Source organism: Gemmatimonas sp., from assembly GCF_031426495.1.
Lineage (GTDB): Bacteria > Gemmatimonadota > Gemmatimonadetes > Gemmatimonadales > Gemmatimonadaceae > Gemmatimonas.
The window spans coordinates 10,739-28,349 of record NZ_JANPLK010000047.1; the positions used below are offsets into that span (position 1 = coordinate 10,739).

Here is a 17,611-nt window from a genome sequence, read left to right on the forward strand (position 1 = left end):
CAACATCCGAATCATCACCACGCGGACCGGCAACGGTCCGCGTGGTTTTGCGTTGCGTAGGCTGCGACTCATCGCGCGAATTCCTGACAGGTGCCAATGCTTGCGTGTTTACGCGAACCGACCGATACTCTCATTTATGTAGAGCGGACGCGATGACGCGCCTCGTGTAATAACCGAGTCAATATGGCCCACCAGGCCCGGCTCGCGCGTTTCACATTCCGAACGGCTCATGACGCTACCGCTCGACCTCTTCCGTGCGCTCACTGAGTCGATGCCGCAGCTGGTGTGGAGCTGTCGTGGAGACGGGCCGTGCGATTACCTCGGCGCTCAATGGGTAGCGTACACGGGAATTCCGGAGTCAGAGCAGCTTGGCTACGGGTGGCTGGAGCAAATCCACCCGGACGATCGGGCCGCCACCGCGGCCGGCTGGGCCGCCGCGGTGGAACGAAAGGGACCGGCAGATCTCGACTTCCGCATCCGGCGGCGCGATGGCGTCTACCGGTGGTTCAAGACCCGCGCCGTGCCAGAGGTCGCGCCGGACGGCACCATTCTCCGCTGGTACGGCACCAACACCGACTTGCAGGAGCTTCGGGACAGCGAGGCCGCCCTGGCAGCGTTGAACGCCGACCTCGAACTGCGCGTTCGACAGGGCACCGAGGCGGCGCTCGCTACCGCCGAGAAGATGCGACTGCTTGCCGTGTCGCTCGAGACAGCGCAGCAGATTACGCACACCGGTAGCTGGAGCTTCGATCTCGATGAGAATCACGTCATCTGGTCCGCTGAGCTCTTTCGCATCTTCCGGTTGCCGGTCAGCGATACGGCGCCGCCGTTCGACACGCATCACGCACTCTTCCTCGAGCGCGATTGGACCATCCTCTCGGAGGCGGTCCGCCGCGCTACCGAGTACGGCGATCCGTACGAGCTGGAACTGCAGCTTGCGGGCCCAGCCGAGACACCGCGCTTCGCGGTGGCGCGCGGTTACCCCGAGCGAGACAACGCGGGCGTGGTCCGTCGTCTGTACGGCACGCTTCAGGATGTGACTGAACTAGCGCTGGCGCGCCGAGAGCGGGATCGCGCCGCTGAGCGTATCGCGATAGCGGCCTCCTCGGCCGGCATTGGGATCTGGGACTGGACCGTTGAGTCGGGCGCGTTGACGTGGGATGACCGACTGTATGACCTGTATGGCATCCCTCGTGGCACGCCGATGACATACGACGATTGGAAATCGGCCGTGCACGAGGACGACCGGGAGGAGGCCGACGCGATCGTGCAGGCGGCATCTGCCAAGGGCGCCATTTACACCACCACCTTCCGATTGCTGCCGAGCCGCCGCGGCGTGCGGCACATTCGCGCCAGCGGACGTGGCTTCCTTGACCATGACGGAACCCCGATCCGCATGATCGGCGTGAACTTCGATGTGACTACGGAGGTGGTCGCCGCCCGACTTCAGGAGGAAAGCGCCGCGCAGCTGAAGGAGTTCATCCGACACGCGCCGGCAGCGATCGCCATGCTCGACAAGGACGTGTGCTATGTGGAAGCGAGTGACCGCTGGATGACCGACTACGGTCTGCAGCGCGAGGCAGTCATCGGTCGCTGCCACTACGACGTCTTTCCTCACCTGCCGGAGCGCTGGAAGGTGATCCATCAACAGGTGCTCGCCGGTGAGGTACATCGCCATGATGGTGACCCGTTCCCGCAGCCTGACGGCAAGACGACCTGGTTGCAGTGGGAGGCACGCCCATGGTACGATGCGACGCGTGCGCTTGGCGGCATGCTGTTCTTCACGCGCGATGTGACCGAGGCGATGGAGCTGCATACCGCGGTGCGGTCGCAAACCGACGAGCTGGCTCGCAGTAACAAGGACTTGCAGCAGTTCGCCTACGCGGCATCGCACGACCTGCAGGAGCCGCTCCGCGCGGTCTCCGGCTGCGCGCAGATCCTGCGGCAGCGGTACCACGGCAAGCTCAACTCGCAGGCCGACGAACTGATTGGCCACATGGTCGGTGGCGCTGATCGGATGCGAAGTCTGATCGACGACCTGCTCGCCTATTCGCGCGTGGGCACGCAAGGTGCCGAGTTGACGGACGTGTCACTTGCTGATTCCGTGGAAGAGGCACGTCGCAACCTGCTCCTTGCCGCGACCGAAGCGAACGCCGTGGTCACGGTCGGCCAGCTCCCTTCGCTTCAGGTGGACCGTCGTCAGATGGTGCAGCTGTTTCAAAACCTCATGTCCAACGCCATCAAGTATGCGGGGACCGCCCCGCCGCGGATCGAGATCCGGAGCTGGCATGACAACGACAGGTGGATCATGGCAATCCGGGACCAAGGGATCGGCATACCGACGGACGCGCGCGAGCGGATTTTCGAGATCTTTCAGCGACTTCACACGCGGGACGAATATCCCGGTACCGGCGTTGGCCTGGCGCTGTGTCGGAGAATCGTGGAGCGGCATCACGGCCGGATCTGGGTGGAACCCGTTGAGGGAGCGGGAACAGAGTTCCGCTTCACGCTGTCGGCGCCGCAGTGACAGCGCGCGCCGCCGCGCCGGGCAAAACCGCCGTCGTGATTCTCCTGGTGGAGGATTCTCCGAGCGATCGCCTGATCACCAAGGCCGCGCTGGAGGAAGCGCGCCTGCTGAACACGCTGCATACAGTCGCCAACGGCGTTGAGGCGCTGGCGTTTCTGCGCCGCGAGGGCAGCTACGCTGATGCGCCGCGTCCTGACCTTATCCTGCTCGACCTGAATCTCCCGCGCATGGATGGGCGCGAGGTGCTCGTCCACATCAAGTCCGATCCCTCTCTGCGCCACATTCCGGTCGTGGTGCTGACGACATCGGCCGCGCCGGAAGACGTGGCGGCCGCGTACGCCGCACACGCGAATAGTTATATCACCAAGCCAGTGGATTTTCGGCGCTTCCATGAGGCATTGGCCTCGCTGGAGCAATACTGGTTCGAGGTGGTCACGCTGCCGCCCCACGTTGCTTCGCCGGGAAGTCCGTCCGCTGTACCTGCCGACAATATGCACAGCGCGGCAGACCGTGTTGCCGTGCTGCTCATCGAGGACTCGCCGACGGATGCCCTCCTCGTGCGTTCGTCGCTCTCGACGCCCTCGACTGCCTTCGAGCTTGTCCACGTCACCCGTCTCTCCGATGCAGCACCGCTGCTGGCCGATCGCCGATTCGACGTCATCGTCACCGATCTCTCGCTACCGGACGCGCAGGGGCTTGAAGCGGTGCACGCTCTGCGTCGGCTATCTACGCATGGCGAGCCCATCATTGTGCTTACCGGCAGCGCGGACGGACGGAGCGGGGAGGAGGCGCTGCGGTCAGGCGCTGAGGACTATTTGCAGAAAAATGAGCTCGGCGGCAGCGGGCTCGGTCGTGCCATCCTCTTTGCGATCCATCGACGGGAAGCTCGCGACGAGAGGCACCAGCGCCAGCGCGTTGACGCAGTCGGGCGGTTGGCCGCCGGTGTGGCCCACGACTTCAATAACCTGCTGACGGCGATGGCGGTCAGCGCCGAGTTGGTGCTGACGGGCAGCGATCCGGAGGAGCGAACGGAGTTGATTCAGGAGATTCTCACCACCGCCGATCGCGGTCGTGCACTGACCCGGCATCTGCTTACATACAGTCGCCGCAACCGGTTCGAGGCACACCCGATGCCGGTGAACGGGGTCATCGTAGCGATTGCACGGTTACTTGAGCGCCTGATCGTCGCTCACGTCGCGGTTGAGCTTGCACTGGCGGCCGATTTACCGCTCGTGCTGAGCGATGAGCAGCACCTAGAGCAGGTTGTGCTCAATCTGGCCATCAACGCCAGTGATGCGATGCCGGGCGGCGGCAAGCTCACGCTGGCAACCACGCGGCAGACGATGGATGTTGTTGCCGCTGCCGCAGTCAGCGCGGCGATGCGTCCTGGCGAATACGTGCGGATCTCGGTGCGTGACACCGGTGTCGGTATCCCGGACGACGTACGCGCGCGGATCTTCGAGCCGTTCTTCACGACCAAGGCGGAGGGCCGCGGCACCGGACTGGGCCTCGCGACGGTGCACGAGATTGTGCAGGTGCACGGTGGCGCGATCGGCGTCACGCCGCGCGATGGCGGTGGGACCGTGTTCGACGTCTACCTTCCGGCGTGCGACATTCCGCCGAAGCGCGAGGTTCGCGCGGTCGTGCGCTCCGAATCGAAACCGGGCAGCGGAACGATCCTGCTGGTCGAGGATGAGGCGGCCCTGCGCTCTATCATGCAGCGGGTGCTCATCCGCAACGGGTACACGGTGCTCGTGGCCGACTGCGCGGAGGCAGCGTGGCAGCTGTGGGATATGCGGCGCGACGCCATCGACCTCGTGATCACCGACCTGATCATGCCGGGCAGCTTCACGGCGCGTGATCTCGCGGCCAGGCTGGCCGTCGAACGGCCAGCACTGCCGGTGATTTTCTGCAGCGGCTATTCGGATTCGTTCGACGACCAGACGCTGGCGCTGTCCCAGGGCGAGAACTTTATCGCGAAGCCGTACTCGATCGAGACGCTCCTGAACACCGTGTCAGGCGCGTTGGCTCGTCAGGCTCAGGCGGAGTAGGAGAGCGAATAGCGGCGCTACGCGAACACGCGCAGCGCTATCGCTGGGACACCGGTCACCGTCCCCATCGCGTGGCGATCGAATTCGAGTACCGTCACCGGGTGCGAGGGCGCGGTCACCTCGAGCGTGGTCCAGCCGTCGGCATCTGACGCACCGATGCGCAGCTGCAGCCCCGGCTCGGCGAGCGTCATGAGGCGGGCCACGCGACTTGTCCATGCCACGGCGTCACCCAATTCCGGCATCAGTGCGGCCGACGCACCCGGGCGCACGAGCGCACGCGGGTGCCACTCGAGATTCCACGTGCCGCGAACCGCGCGCGCATTGTCGCCGTCGCCGATGATCACTTCGCCCAACCATGAGAATCGGGTCGCACGCGCATAGTCGTGCTCCCCGATCTGTTCTTCACGCGGACGGCGTGAGGCGTCCGCCACTACTTCTTGTCCGCCGCCGCAAGGAACGCGCGTGCGTCCTTCACGCTCTGCTCGGCGGCGTCCCATTGCGTGATGTGCGCCGCGTTCTTGTACACGATGAACTTCGCGCCCGGAATGAGCTTCGCGTGCTGCTCGATGAGCGTGGGCCCGAGTTCGTCGAACTCACCGGTGGTCATGAGCACCGGCACCTTGATCGTCGGCAGGATACTCATGGCGCTGTAGCCCTTGAGGGTGCCGACCACCATCGTCTCGTTTTCGCCCTGGAAATACCGATACTGATCTATGCCGATCATGGCGAACATCGAGTCGAGGTCGGCCTTCACGGGGCGCCGGAACACGTTCTTGGCGTAAAACTCCTCGGTGGCGGCCTTGTAGGCGGGCGCCTCGAGATTCTTGTCGGTGTTGTACTGCGCGAAGGCTTTCTGCGCCGAATCCGTTAGGGTCGCCACCCACTTGTTGATTTCCTTCTCGGCAGCCGTGATGTCGAAGGCTTCACCGCTGAAGATGATCCCGGCCACGTGCTCCGGATGTGCTTTGTAGTACTCGACGGCAACGATGGTGCCCCACGAATTCCCGTTGAGAAACACCTTGTCATACTTGAGCGTGCGACGGAGCGAATCGAGCTCCTCGACGTAGCGCGGAATGACCATCAGCGTGGTGTCGGTCATCCGATCCGACTTGCCCGCCCCCAGCTGGTCGTAGCGCACCACCGGACGGTCGACGCCAAGTCCTTCCATCGACTTGAGATAGAAGCTGCCGATACCGGGGCCGCCATGCACGAGGATGACCGGCGTGCCGGCGCCGGCGCCGCTCACCTTATACCAGATCCTGCCGCCGGTGACCGGGAGCATGGCCTCGCCCGGGCCAAGCACCGGCGTGGCTGGAGCGGGTGAGGTGGCCGCCGCAGTGGCCGCGGCAGTGTCGGTCGTGGAGCGCGTATCACCGCGGCAGGCGCAGAGTGCGGCGGCGGTCAGGCCGCACCAGATCGCAAAGTGTTTGGGCACGGCGGAAGAGTGTAGTGCGGAAGGGTCGCGTGCCAACCCTCAGGGAACCTCACGACTGAGCTTCCCGTTACACCTCTCGTCCCTGCTTTCGTCCCTCTCGCCTCCCACCTGCCGAGAGACGATCAGCCCGTTTCGCCTGAGACCGGGCCGAGCTTCCAACACCCCGCCCCTACGATGAATCTCCCACTCCGAACCCTCGTGGCCGGACTTGGCGTTGCGCTGTGTGCGTATGCCAATCCGGCCAGTGCCCAGTCCACCGGCATAGTGGCCGGTGTCGTGCGAGACGACGCGAACGCCCCGATCACGGGTGCCACTGTCGTCGTCTCCGGTACGGCATTCGGCACACAGGCCAAGGCCGATGGCACGTACCGACTGGTGTTGAGCTCCGGCGACTACACGCTTGTCGCGCGCCTCATCGGCTACACGTCAGCCGTGAAGACCGTGCGCGTCGCGACGGGTGCCACGGTGACCGTGGATTTCACGCTCAGCAAGTCGGCCGCGCAGTTATCGGCGGTTGCCGTGACCGGTTCGCGGCGGCAGGAACGGAGCGTGGTGGAAGCGCCGGTTCCGGTCGACGTGATCACAGCCGAAGACATCAAGCAGACCGGACGCACTGAAACCGCGCAAATCCTGCAGATGCTGGTGCCTTCGCTGAATTTCCCGCGCTCGTCTATTGCCGGCGGCGTAGACGGACAGCGGCCGTTTACGCTCCGCGGCATGGGGCCCGATCAGGTGCTGGTGCTCATCAACGGCAAGCGTCGGCACGCCGGCGCGGTGATCGCCGCCAACAATTCGGTGGGACGCGGATCGGCGGGTATCGATCTGAACGCGATCCCGGCCTCGAGCATCGACCGCATCGAGGTGCTGCGCGACGGCGCCGCGGCGCAGTATGGATCGGACGCCATCGCCGGCGTGGTCAACGTGATCCTCAAGCAGAACGCACCGGCCACGTTCTCCACCACGTTCGGTCAGGTGAACTCGTCGTACAATGAGACGAGCTACAGCGACGGCGGTGTGACGCAGGCCGACGGCAGCTGGTCGCGCGGGTTCCGCGATCGCGGGTACGTCAATGTCAGCGGCGAGTATCGCGACCGGGGGTTGACCAACCGAGCGAAGCCCGACCTGCGGGCGATGTACTTCAACGATGACTCCGTGGCGCGAGTGAATCCGGCGTTGCTACCGCAGGCCCGCAACAACAGCTGGTATGGCGACGCGGCGCTGCGCGAAGGCGGCTTGATGCTCAACAGCGGCTACTCCACCACGGCGGGGATCACGCTGTACGCCTTCGGCGGCGGGACGGTGCGCGAATCGAAGGCATTCGGCTTCCCGCGCCGTCCATCGGAACGTACGGTGGTGCGGGCGCTATACCCGAACGGCTTCCTGCCGGAGATCTGGGGCACGTCGCTCGACCTGTCGCTGACTGGTGGGGCGAAGGGACAGGCGAAGGGATGGCAGTGGGACCTCAGCAGCTCTTTCGGCGGCAACAACTTTCGTTTCGACGTCAAGAACTCGCTGAATCCCACATTGGGTGTCAACAGCCCTACGGAGTTCTATGCCGGCATGCTGCGCTCGACACAGTCCACCACCAACATCGATCTTTCGCGTGCGGTGAATATCGCGGCCTTCGCGACACCGGTGAACGTGGCCGTGGGCGCCGAGTTCCGGTCGGATAACTATCGCATTCTGCAGGGAGACAGTACGTCGTACATCGACGGCGGCGTGCGGGTGCTCGACGGCCCGGAGCGCGGACAGCTGACCGTGCCGGGATCACAGCTGTTCTACGGCTTCCGTCCCGTAGACGAGCGCAACGTCGGACGTACGTCGTTCGCGGGGTATCTGGATCTCGAAGGGAATCCGACGAAGCGACTCACGGTGGGGCTGGCCGCGCGCGGCGAGAATTTCTCGGACTTCGGCTCGGCGGTGATCGGCAAGGTGACCGGGCGATTCGCAGTCGGTCGCGGGGTGGCCGTCCGTGGCGCGTACAATACAGGCTTCCGGGCGCCGTCGCTGGGGCAGGCCAACTACTCCGCCACCGCGTCCAACGTGTTGATCGTGGGTGGTGTGCCGACGACGAACGAGGTGTACACGGTACCCGTCGACCTGCCGGTGGCGCGCGCGCTGGGGGCCAAGCCACTCGAAGCCGAGAAGTCCACCAACACATCGGCGGGTATCACGTGGTCGCCGGTGCGTAACTTCAGCACGACGGTAGACTACTTCAACATCGAAGTCGTCGACCGCATCGTGCTGTCGGAAAACTTCGTGGGCGCCGGCGTGCGGGCGATCATCGAGCCGTTCGGACTCCGTGGCGACGTCCGTCCACGCTACTTCACAAATGCCGTGGATACGCGCACGCGCGGGGTGGATGTCGTGCTGCGGTACGTACGGCAACTCGAGAATGACGCCTCACTGTCCACGACGTTCGGCTACAACCACAATCGCACGTCGCTGCAGCGCGTCGCCGCGCCGCCGCCGCAGTTGGCGGCGCTCAACCAGCAGCTATATGGCCGTGTAGAGCGATCGCGTCTGACCGAGGCGCAACCGCGCAATCTGGCCCGCATCAACATCCAGTACTCCAAGCAGGCGTGGTCGCTGAACCTGCAGCAGGCCTACTTCGGCGGATGGTGGACGCGTCCGGACCTGGCGCTGGCGCCTACGGTGGCCCGCGCGTCGAGCGATCAGTATTTCACGGGTCGTTGGATCACCGACGCGAGCGTCACACGGCGACTCGACAAGTCGTTCTCGCTGTCGCTAGGCGTCGACAATCTGTTCGACGTCTATCCCGACCGCATTTCGGCCTCGAACCCCGAGAACACCGGCGCCACGCGTCTCTTCTCGCCGTTCTCGCCGTTCGGGGCGAACGGGCGATTCCTGTTCGCGCGTATGGTATTCACCCCGTAACCACCGCATGGTGATTACGCGCCGTCCGGACGCGTCGTGCAGATGGTGGCGGGGGCGCTCTCAGCCTCCGCCACTTTCTCGCGCATCAGTCTGATGTGCGAGGGCGTGGCATGCACGCGCAGCTCGCGTGGCGCGCGATCCGACCACGCCATCGTACTCTGTCCCTTTGGCAGCAACCCACGCAGCAGCAGTCCGGCATCGGCGGGCGCGAGACAATTCAAGACGATGATCTCGTCGACCATGGGGGCGTCCTCCACGGCCCGACGCGTGGCCCCGGTGCGCATCAAGAACCACACCGGCAGCAGCAGCAACGCGACGATCACCCCCGCGACCACTCTGACGGATCGTCGCGGGGCGAGCGCCCGATGAAATGGAGAGGGCGCGGGTGTTGAGTCACCGGTCTGCTGCCGTTGCACCTCCGCGAGCGCACGATCGAACGCGGCTTCCGAGATGCCGGCACTCAGTGCCGCGTGCCGCAGTTCTGACGGGCTGATGCCAGCCGATCCTGCCGCGTCGAGCTCGCTGGCCCGCCGCAGGACGTCCGTGGCGATCGAATCGGGAAGGCGTTCCATGGATTGCTGATCCATTGTGAGCGTGAAGACGCAGATTGGCGACCGCGATCTTCAAGGTGCAGCCAGCGCGCTTCGAGAGCAATTGTGCGCCCGGCTACGTACTGGTCAACAAAACTCGGCCATTGAGTTCCTGGGACGTGTTCAACCAAGAGATCCGGCACGCATCTGGCGACGTACCCTCCGTGCTGCGCCTTTCTCCCTCCCTCCTGAGCCTCTCATGACGAACCGTCTCCCCTTCCTCCTGGCCGCGATCGTCCTTGCCGCCTGCGCGGAAACACCCACGGCAGTGCCGACCGACATCTCATCCGCCAGCACTCGCGCGGCAGAGGGCGGTGGGGCCACCTCCGGCGAGTCCCTGATCGGGCTCACGGAGAACAATGAGCTCGTAAGTTTCACGAGCGACAAAAGCAATCAGACGACGGGCATCGTGCCGATGACGGGACTGGTCGCCGGCGAGACCGTCATCGGGATTGATTTCCGTCCGAGCGACACCGGCGCCAACGGTGTCAACGAAATTGGCACGCTGTACGCGGTGACCAGCGCCAGTCGTTTGTACAAAGTCGATCCCGTTACCGGAGCTGCCACCATGCCGGTGATGCTCAGCATCCCCTTGGAAGGTTCGACGTTCGGCGTGGGTTTCAATCCGGCGGCTGATCGCCTTCGCATCCACAGCAACACCAATCAGAATCTCCGTATCAACGTGGAGACCGGCTTGACCATTCGCGATGTGCCGTTGGCCTACGCGATGGGAGATGTGAATGCGGGCGCTAATCCGGATCTCACGGCGTCGGGATACACGAACAACGACGCCAACCCGGCCACGGGAACGGAACTGTACGCCATCGATGCCGCACAGGATGTGCTGGTGGAGTTCGGTGTTGGAGGACCAAACGGTGGCATGCTGGTCACGGTGGGCGCGCTTGGCGTTGACGCCGGCCTGCTGTCCGGATTCGACATCAGCAATGCGACCGGTACGGCATTCGCCGTGTTGAGCACATCGGCTTCGGAGAAATCGGTGCTGTACACGGTGAACCTCGACACCGGCGTGACCACCAAGCTCGGCCTACTCGCTCAGACGAAGGGTGCACTCATCAGTGTCGTCGTTCGACCGTAAGACGCTTCGTTCTCGATGCAACGGCCGCGCGAACTGGAGCGTTGTACGCGCTCGCATTATGGAGCTCGTCTCGACGTCGCGCGGACGTTATCGCGGTTGGCTCTTGGGTCCGATGTTGAAGGCAAACTGAAGGCCAGAGCTTCTTCGACCTCCTTCCAATCCCATCGGAAAGGAGAGCGTTGGCCGAATTGTCATGCGTTTTGCCAAGACGCCCGCACCGAGGCTGATGTTGACGTAGCTATCACTTTGACTTCGCCCGTCGCCGGTAATCCGAGAGCTGACAACGGCGGCGGCGACAAAGGGCACGAACGCCATTCGGGGAGAAACTCGATGAAGGCGGCCGACGCTGCCGCCGAACCAGAGGGCTCGAGCAGACGCGTCAACCGCGCCCGAGCACCTCAGTCCGCCGTTGGCTATCGCGGTGCATTCGCGCCACATGGCGGGGCCGTTCTGGAGTGCGAATCCGGCCATGGGGCAGAGCTCGACTTCGTGCCACGTGGGCGCGGTAACGCTGTAGCCACCGCTTGCGCCGATGGTGTTCGAGAGAGCGTCGTCGGCCCCACTCGCCGCAAACTCCTCTCGGATGAAGCGCTTGGTCGATGACCCCGCCGAGGCAAACGCGCTTGCAAACGCCCCGCGTGATTCACCCGCCGCGAGTTGAAGTCCGAACGAGGTTTCTCCGTCGGCGCCACCCACTCCGGCGCCGATGGTACCACTGACCAGGCCGAGGCGGACATTTCCGTTCGAGAACGGTGAGGACCCGGCGCAGACCTGAGCCTTGGCGGCGTCGCTGAACAGCACGACGGCTAGTGCAACGGCGACGACATGGACGCGTGAGATGACGGTCATGATGCTCCTGAGTTCGAGCGAACGTTTCGCGGTGAACTGGCTTTTACGTGCTCAAGTACACCTCGAGCTTGTCGAACGAACCCGTCCATCCCTGGGTCATGCCGCCCTTCTCCGCCACGAACGCGGCGACTTCTTCCGGCGTGGCCGCACCGTACACGTCCCAGCGCACGGTCACGCGCGTGTACGATGCGCCTTCGGGCGTGAGCAGCACCGTGGTCTTCATCTTCTCCGGCCACGTGGGCGCCCCGGGATGGCGTGAGATGTTGCCGTCGGCATCGGTGAAGCACTGCGTGTACTCGAGACGGTCGGGCGGCTGCACGAGGAGGTAGTCCACGCGGCCGTACATCGTGAACTGCCCGTTGGTCATCGCGTACGAGCCGCTGCCGCCGGTGCGAATGTCGATGTGCTTGAATCTCATAGTGAAGCCGGTGGGCGGCAACCACGCCCCGAAGTGCTCCGGCTTGGTCCACATGTCGAACATGGTGTGAAGAGGCGCATCGAAGCTGCGATTGATCACGAAGATCTCCTGCTGCGTCGCCTGCTTTTCGAGGTACTCCGCCAGGCGATCCCACGTGGAGTTGCCACCCGCCGCCTTGATGATCGCACGCGACTGCGCGACGTCTTCTGGCGTAGCGAACGTCATGCGCATGTTGAGCTCGGTCTGTTGCCCCAAGTCGCGGAACTCCACCGTCACGCGGAACATCGGCTTCGCGTCTTCCGATGACGCGCCGTGATCGTACACCAATCGCGACTGCGGCACGACCTCGTGATAGCGCGTGAAGTTGGGCCAGTCTTTGCCGTCGGGTCCGTGCATCGTGTACACCCAACTCCCTCCGACACTCAGGTCCTTGCTGTGCGTGGTGATGCTGAAGCCGCGCGGTCCCCACCACTGCGCCACCTGAGCGGGATCGGTCCAGGCATCCCACACGAGCGCCACCGGCGCGTCGTAAATGCGAGTGATGGCAATGTCGAGGGCGCTATCCGTGGTGGTCATCTGGGGAGTCCGGTGAGGTGGTGGGGGCCGACGTATTCGTCGATGTGGTGACGGTCTTCGTGACGGTCTTCAGGTATTCGCCGAGTCGATCGAGGCTGGCTTCCATATGCGCGCGGTACTCGTCCATCCAGGCCGCGACGTCGTTCAGTGGCTCCGCATTGAGGGTGCAGGGGCGCCACTGCGCCTCGCGTCCCTTGGTCACGAGACCGGCCTTTTCCAGCACTTTGAGGTGCTTGGTCACCCCGGGCAGCGTCATCTGCCCCAGGAACGGCTCGGCCAGTTCGGAGACGCTGGCCTCGCCGTGTCGGAGCCGAGCCAGGATGGCGCGACGGGTGGGGTCGGCCAGGGCCGAGAAGGTTTGACTGAGTGGGTCTTGCATGGTTTACCGCATGGTTAATTAGCTGATTGGTATAGTAAGCGACATCCTTCCCTAGACAAGAGCGAGGTGGACGGTCGCAGCAGAGCGGGCATTCGCGGCGTATATACCGACACTCGGCTCTCTTCCTCGCCTCTCGACGCGCCCGCCTACTCCGTGTCCAAGCCTCGCGGCAACAACCTGGTCGCTCTCGGTTCAGCGGCCGTGCTGATCGTGTACACGGCAGGCTTCGCGAAAACGAAGTCGGCGGCGGATCGCATGGCGGCGGAGGCTGCGGAGCGACGTCCGCGCAGTGCCTTGCGGGCGGGTGCGGGCGCGGTGGGTGCGCGGACGGCAGCGGGGGAATCGGGGGAGTCGACGGTTCCGGCGATGCCGGTGGTGTCGGTGATGGACGTCCCGACCGCGGCGACTCTGGCGCCGGGTGGGTTGGGTGCGACGCCTCCCGCTCCGTCGACGCCGGCGGTCGTGTCTTTGGTTGCCAAGGTGACTGCGGCGACCCCTTCAGCGGCCGTGCAGGTCGCGACGGTCGAAACCGCACCGCCGCCAGCGGTGAGTACGCCGGTAACGACGCCCGTGTCTCCGCCGATCGTGACGCCTCCGGCTGCCGCACCGGTGACTCCGCCGAGCGCGCCGGCACCGGTCGCCAGCACGCCGGTGCAGAGCACGCCGGCGCCCGTCACGACGCCGACACCGGCGCCTGCACCCTCGCCGCCTGCCGCGGCACCCGCGCCTGCCGCGAAGCCCGCCGCCAAGACGACGTACAAAGACGGCGTGTACCTCGGCCGCGGCACCTCGCGACATGGGGATATCGAAGCGATGGTCGAGATCCAGAACGGACGCATCACGAACGCCGTGATCTCGCAGTGCCTCACGCGCTATTCGTGCTCGTGGATCGCCGTGCTCGTGCCGCAAGTGGTGGCGCGTCAGTCGGCCGAGGTGGACTTCGTGTCGGGCGCCACGGTGAGCTCCGATGCGTTCTACTATGCGGTGACCCAGGCACTCGCGCAGGCGAAGTGAGTCGCACGGCGCTCGATGGTGTGCCGGCGAGTGCTGCGATCTCCTCGCGTCCGCGCATGGGCACCGTGGTCACGATTCAGGTGGTTGGTCACGACCGCAGTCAGCGCGCACGACGCACGCGCGATCAGGCGGTGGATCGCGCCTATGCCTGGTTCGATCGCGTGGAGTCGATCTGCACGCGCTTCGACGCCACCAGCGAGTTGCGACGCCTGTGTGCGACACACGGCGAAGACGTGGTGGTGTCGCCGATGCTGTTCGAAACGGTGCGCTTTGCGCTGGCGGTGGCCGAGGAAACACACGGCGCATTCGACCCCACGGTGGGAGCACGCATGGAGTCGCGCGGCTTCACGCGCGACTATCGCAGCGGCGCGGTGGTGAGCTCCGAGGTGCTCGCCGAGCGCGAGGTGTCGTACCGGGATGTCGTACTGAACGCGTCGGCGCGATCGATCCGCCTGGAGCGTGCGCTCGTGCTGGATCTGGGCGCGGTGGCCAAAGGACTCGCCATCGACATGGCGGTGCAGGAACTGCGGCCGCTCGCGAACTTCGCGGTCGACGCGGGTGGTGATGTGTACTGCGCCGGACACAACGACCACGAACTGCCGTGGACGATTGGCATTCGTCATCCGCGCGAACCGCAGGCGCTGCTCACGCGCGTGTCGCTCACTGATGCCGCACTGTGTACGTCGGGCGACTATGAACGACGCGTTGGTAACTCGGAGAGTGAACATCATGTGCTCGATCCGAGTACGGGCGTATCGCCGCGCGAGGTGATCAGCGCCTCGGTCATCGCGCCGAGCGCGATGGTAGCCGACGCGCTTGGTACCGCGGCCTTTGTATTGGGCTGTACCGAAGGACTGGCGCTGCTTGAACGCCAGGAACTCCGCGCGTGCCTCGTCAACGCGCAGCTGGTCCGTCACACTACGCCAGGTTGGATCGATGTCTGAGATTGTGGCGACCATGTCGCCTATGCCGAACAACTCGTTGAAGTCGCTCACGAAGTTCTTCAAGACACCGAAGGGCCTGCTGGTGATCGCGCTCGCGTTGTTGATCCCGCTGGCCGCCGCGCACAGCGGCTTCGCGGTCGTCGCCCCCGGTGTCGCCGCGGCGGCAGTCGCCGCCATGCTCGTCGACGCGCCGATTCTGCGCTATCGCGACAAGGAATGGTCGTTCCCCAGCGGCGCACTGCTCACCGGCCTGCTGGTGGCGATGGTGCTCAGCCCCTTCGGCTCATGGAAGATCGCCGCCATGACCGCCGTGATCGGAGTGCTCAGCAAGTACGTGGTACGCGGACGCTCGGCCAACGTATTCAACCCTGCCGCACTGGCGCTGGTAATCAGCTATTTCGCCTTCGACACGGGGCATTCGTGGTGGGGCGCGCTGCCCGAACTGCCCAGTCTCGCGATCGCCGCGCTGTTCGTGACCGGCGTGTTCATCACCGACCGCGTGAACAAGATGCCGGCGGTGCTGGCGTTTCTCGGTGTGCACTTTCTGCTGTTCACCGTCACCGCGTTCGTGGGCGACCCGGCGAAGGTGGCCGAGCTGTATCGCGAGCCAGACCTGCACGCGGCGCTGTTCTTCGCGTTCTTCATGGTGACCGACCCGCCTACGTCACCTCCCAAGGCGCGTGATCAGATCGTATTCGGCGTGATCACGGCGGTGGTGTCGTATCTGGTGTTCGAGCTGGTGGGCGCGGTGTACTTCCTGCTGGCGGGACTGCTGGTGGCGAACGGGTGGGAAGCGTGGCGGAGGTATCGCGTGCGGGCCTTGCGAACAGCTCAGTAGTCTGAGTTCAGACGGTCAGGTTCAGGCGTCAGATTGTTTATAGTGGTCAGAGTTCACCAGCTGCAGTGCTCGGTTTCGAGAATTTCCTTGGTGACGTGCGCGGCGCCGGATCTGCCGTGCACCCACGCCGCGCCGCCAGTCAAACTCTCGCAACTGCGGACTGAAGTTTGCTGAATTCTGACCACTATAAACAGTCTGACGCCTGAACTCAGTACACTGAATACTGAGTGGTTGCGCAGTTACTGCCGGCAGAGCGGCGCCGCTCCCAGCACCGCGTCCGCTCGCATCGGCACCACCGTGAACTGCTGCACGCGCGCCGGTTCCGTCGGCGCCAGCGTAATGCCAACAGAAAGCGCCCCGTTCGTACACTGCATGCGCCACACGCCGCGCAGCGCGTTCTCGGCCCAAATCTGACCAACGGCTTTGCAGTTACCGCCCACCGCCCTCGACATCTGCTCGATCGCCGCCGCGCGACGCGGGCCGGATTCATCGAGAAAGAGATTCATTGCCGCGATGCTGTCGGCCAGCGGCTGCTTCCACTCCTGCACGAGGCGCGTGACTTGGCTCTGCATGGCCAGCAACACCGGTGCCGGCTGCGGCTCTCGCGCCTTCAGCCCACCACTGCGAGACAGGATCTCGAGTGACTGATCGATCACGCCCGTCCAGCCCGTGTACGTGAGATTGCCGAGCGCGACGATGCCAACACCGTACTCGGGGAGCCAGCGCATCTGCGAGCCGAAGCCGGGGAGTCCGCCGGAGTGCGACACGATATGCGCGAACAGACAGTTCGACGCCGAGCGCAGCCCGTAGGCGTAGCCACCGGCATTCAGTGACAACACGCCGGCGGCGTTGCGCGCGGCCGTGGCGCCGCTGAAGCGCGCGATCTGCTGCATCTCGCGCAGCGACGACCGCTTGAGCACCGGCGACTCGGCGCCGTCGCGTGCTGGCCAGGCGTCGAGCATGAGGGCGACCCAGCGCGACAGGTCGGCGCTGCTGGTGAGCATGCCGCCCATGGCGCCGAATGATCCGTCGGGCAGCGCTGCTTCTTCCAGCCACGCACCGTCCTGCAAGCGGTAGCCGTGCGCCAGGCGATTCGCCGGCACATCGCGCGCTTCCATGGTGGTGGAGGTCATGCCAAGCGGACGCAGCACGCGCTCCTGGATGTAGCGGGCGTACGACATGCCGCTCACGTTCTGCACAATGCGACCGAGAATCGCGAAGCCGAAGTTCGAGTACTCGTACGCCGTGCCCGGCGCGTTGGAGAACGGAATGCCTGATTTGATCATGGCCGACAGCTGCGCATCGGTAGCGGCGAGCTGTTGATCACCCCACGGGTTGTCTTCCGGAAAGCCCGCCGAATGCGACAGCAGATGACGGATCGTGATGCGCGGTGCGTCGCTGGTCGCGTAGCGCATGGCTTTCATTTCCGGCACATAGCGTTCGGCCGGATCATCGAGCGACAACTTGCCGGCATCGCGTAGCTGCAGGATCGAGAGCGCGGTGAAGCTCTTGGTCATCGAGGCAATACGGAACACCGAGCTGGTGTCTACCGCCGCCTTGCTCGGCACCTCGCGCAATCCCAGCGCGGCCACATGCAGCAGTTTGCCGTCGACGATTACGCCGTAGGCGATGCCGGGCACGCGCGAGTTCGTCGCGAAAGCGCGCATCACACTGTCGATCTGCGGCAGCGCGGCGCGCAACTTCGTGACGCGATCGGGGTCGGTGAAACGCGCCGGTGGCGCGATGCTGGACTGTGCCTGTGCTGGCACTGCCGCCGTAGTGATCAAGGCGGCCGACGCGAAGGCGAATTCAGTGAAGGTCGGCGAGAAACGGGGCATGAGCGTTCAAGGGGTCAGCGTTCAAGGGGCGTTCAAGGGGCGTTCAAGGGGTCAGAGTCGTTTTAACCAGTTAAAAGACTCAGAACCCCAGTAACGCGTTAAGGGTACCGGCGGGAGGGTGAGGGCCGCATAGAGGGCCGGCACACGGGGGGGGCGTG

Annotated in this window: 14 protein-coding genes; 7 read left to right on the top strand and 7 right to left on the bottom strand. The window is 64.8% G+C overall.

What is annotated here, in order from left to right; genetic code table 11:
* The first annotated feature begins 229 nt into the window (after positions 1 to 229).
* Both RMP10_RS12345 and RMP10_RS12350 read left to right on the top strand, forming a co-directional pair.
* Positions 230 to 2,527: a PAS domain-containing protein gene (locus RMP10_RS12345; RefSeq protein ID WP_310570544.1), complete on the top strand. Its 2,298-nt coding sequence runs from the start codon at positions 230 to 232 to the stop codon at positions 2,525 to 2,527.
* Entirely contained in the window at positions 2,524 to 4,578 is a 2,055-nt protein-coding gene (locus RMP10_RS12350) for a response regulator (protein WP_310570545.1), read from the top strand. Before RMP10_RS12345 ends, RMP10_RS12350 begins: the two co-directional genes overlap by 4 nt.
* Positions 4,579 to 4,595: 17 nt before the next feature.
* On the opposite strand, the gene RMP10_RS12355 is transcribed toward RMP10_RS12350, so the two are convergent.
* Together RMP10_RS12355 and RMP10_RS12360 are read right to left on the bottom strand one after the other, a co-directional pair.
* Positions 4,596 to 5,009 carry a hypothetical protein gene (locus tag RMP10_RS12355; protein WP_310570546.1) on the bottom strand — a complete coding sequence of 138 codons (414 nt, stop codon included), beginning with the start codon at positions 5,007 to 5,009 and terminating at the stop codon, positions 4,596 to 4,598.
* Positions 5,009 to 6,013 carry a proline iminopeptidase-family hydrolase gene (locus RMP10_RS12360; protein ID WP_310570547.1) on the bottom strand — a complete coding sequence of 335 codons (1,005 nt, stop codon included), beginning with the start codon at positions 6,011 to 6,013 and terminating at the stop codon, positions 5,009 to 5,011. The genes RMP10_RS12355 and RMP10_RS12360 overlap by 1 nt, the downstream gene beginning before the upstream one ends.
* A gap of 174 nt (positions 6,014 to 6,187) precedes the next feature.
* Here RMP10_RS12360 and RMP10_RS12365 point away from each other — a divergent pair, with 174 nt between their 5' ends.
* Complete coding sequence (locus RMP10_RS12365; RefSeq protein WP_310570548.1) at positions 6,188 to 8,911, top strand: TonB-dependent receptor; 2,724 nt, start codon at positions 6,188 to 6,190, stop codon at positions 8,909 to 8,911.
* A 14-nt stretch (positions 8,912 to 8,925) separates the two neighbouring features.
* Here the strand turns inward: RMP10_RS12365 and RMP10_RS12370 are convergent, their stop codons facing one another.
* Positions 8,926 to 9,483, bottom strand: a complete 558-nt coding sequence (locus RMP10_RS12370; protein WP_310570549.1) for a hypothetical protein — start codon at positions 9,481 to 9,483, stop codon at positions 8,926 to 8,928.
* 217 nt (positions 9,484 to 9,700) lie between these two features.
* On the opposite strand from RMP10_RS12370, the gene RMP10_RS12375 reads away from it, so the two are divergent.
* Complete coding sequence (locus RMP10_RS12375) at positions 9,701 to 10,597, top strand: DUF4394 domain-containing protein (RefSeq protein ID WP_310570550.1); 897 nt, start codon at positions 9,701 to 9,703, stop codon at positions 10,595 to 10,597.
* 87 nt (positions 10,598 to 10,684) lie between these two features.
* On the opposite strand, the gene RMP10_RS12380 is transcribed toward RMP10_RS12375, so the two are convergent.
* From RMP10_RS12380 to RMP10_RS12390, 3 genes are read right to left on the bottom strand one after another with little or no spacing between them, the layout of a single operon-like run.
* Positions 10,685 to 11,446 carry a hypothetical protein gene (locus RMP10_RS12380; protein ID WP_310570551.1) on the bottom strand — a complete coding sequence of 254 codons (762 nt, stop codon included), beginning with the start codon at positions 11,444 to 11,446 and terminating at the stop codon, positions 10,685 to 10,687.
* A gap of 43 nt (positions 11,447 to 11,489) precedes the next feature.
* Positions 11,490 to 12,440 (bottom strand): SRPBCC domain-containing protein, encoded by a 951-nt coding sequence (locus RMP10_RS12385; protein ID WP_310570552.1) that lies wholly within the window; start codon positions 12,438 to 12,440, stop codon positions 11,490 to 11,492.
* Positions 12,424 to 12,819 (bottom strand): metalloregulator ArsR/SmtB family transcription factor, encoded by a 396-nt coding sequence (locus RMP10_RS12390; RefSeq protein ID WP_310570553.1) that lies wholly within the window; start codon positions 12,817 to 12,819, stop codon positions 12,424 to 12,426. Before RMP10_RS12390 ends, RMP10_RS12385 begins: the two co-directional genes overlap by 17 nt.
* 153 nt (positions 12,820 to 12,972) lie before the next feature.
* Between RMP10_RS12390 and RMP10_RS12395 the strand changes: the two genes are divergently transcribed.
* The 3 genes from RMP10_RS12395 to RMP10_RS12405 are packed head-to-tail and all read left to right on the top strand — an operon-like array spanning position 12,973 to position 15,615.
* Positions 12,973 to 13,833 (top strand): FMN-binding protein, encoded by an 861-nt coding sequence (locus RMP10_RS12395; protein WP_310570554.1) that lies wholly within the window; start codon positions 12,973 to 12,975, stop codon positions 13,831 to 13,833.
* Positions 13,830 to 14,777, top strand: coding sequence for an FAD:protein FMN transferase (locus RMP10_RS12400; protein ID WP_310570555.1), 948 nt, complete (start codon positions 13,830 to 13,832; stop codon positions 14,775 to 14,777). Before RMP10_RS12395 ends, RMP10_RS12400 begins: the two co-directional genes overlap by 4 nt.
* Entirely contained in the window at positions 14,770 to 15,615 is an 846-nt protein-coding gene (locus RMP10_RS12405) for an RnfABCDGE type electron transport complex subunit D (RefSeq protein WP_310570556.1), read from the top strand. Before RMP10_RS12400 ends, RMP10_RS12405 begins: the two co-directional genes overlap by 8 nt.
* Before the next feature lie 239 nt (positions 15,616 to 15,854).
* Here RMP10_RS12405 and RMP10_RS12410 read toward each other — a convergent pair whose 3' ends face one another.
* A complete protein-coding gene (locus RMP10_RS12410) occupies positions 15,855 to 17,453 on the bottom strand; it encodes a serine hydrolase domain-containing protein (RefSeq protein WP_310570557.1) in 1,599 nt (532 codons plus the stop codon).
* Positions 17,454 to 17,611 lie beyond the last annotated feature (158 nt).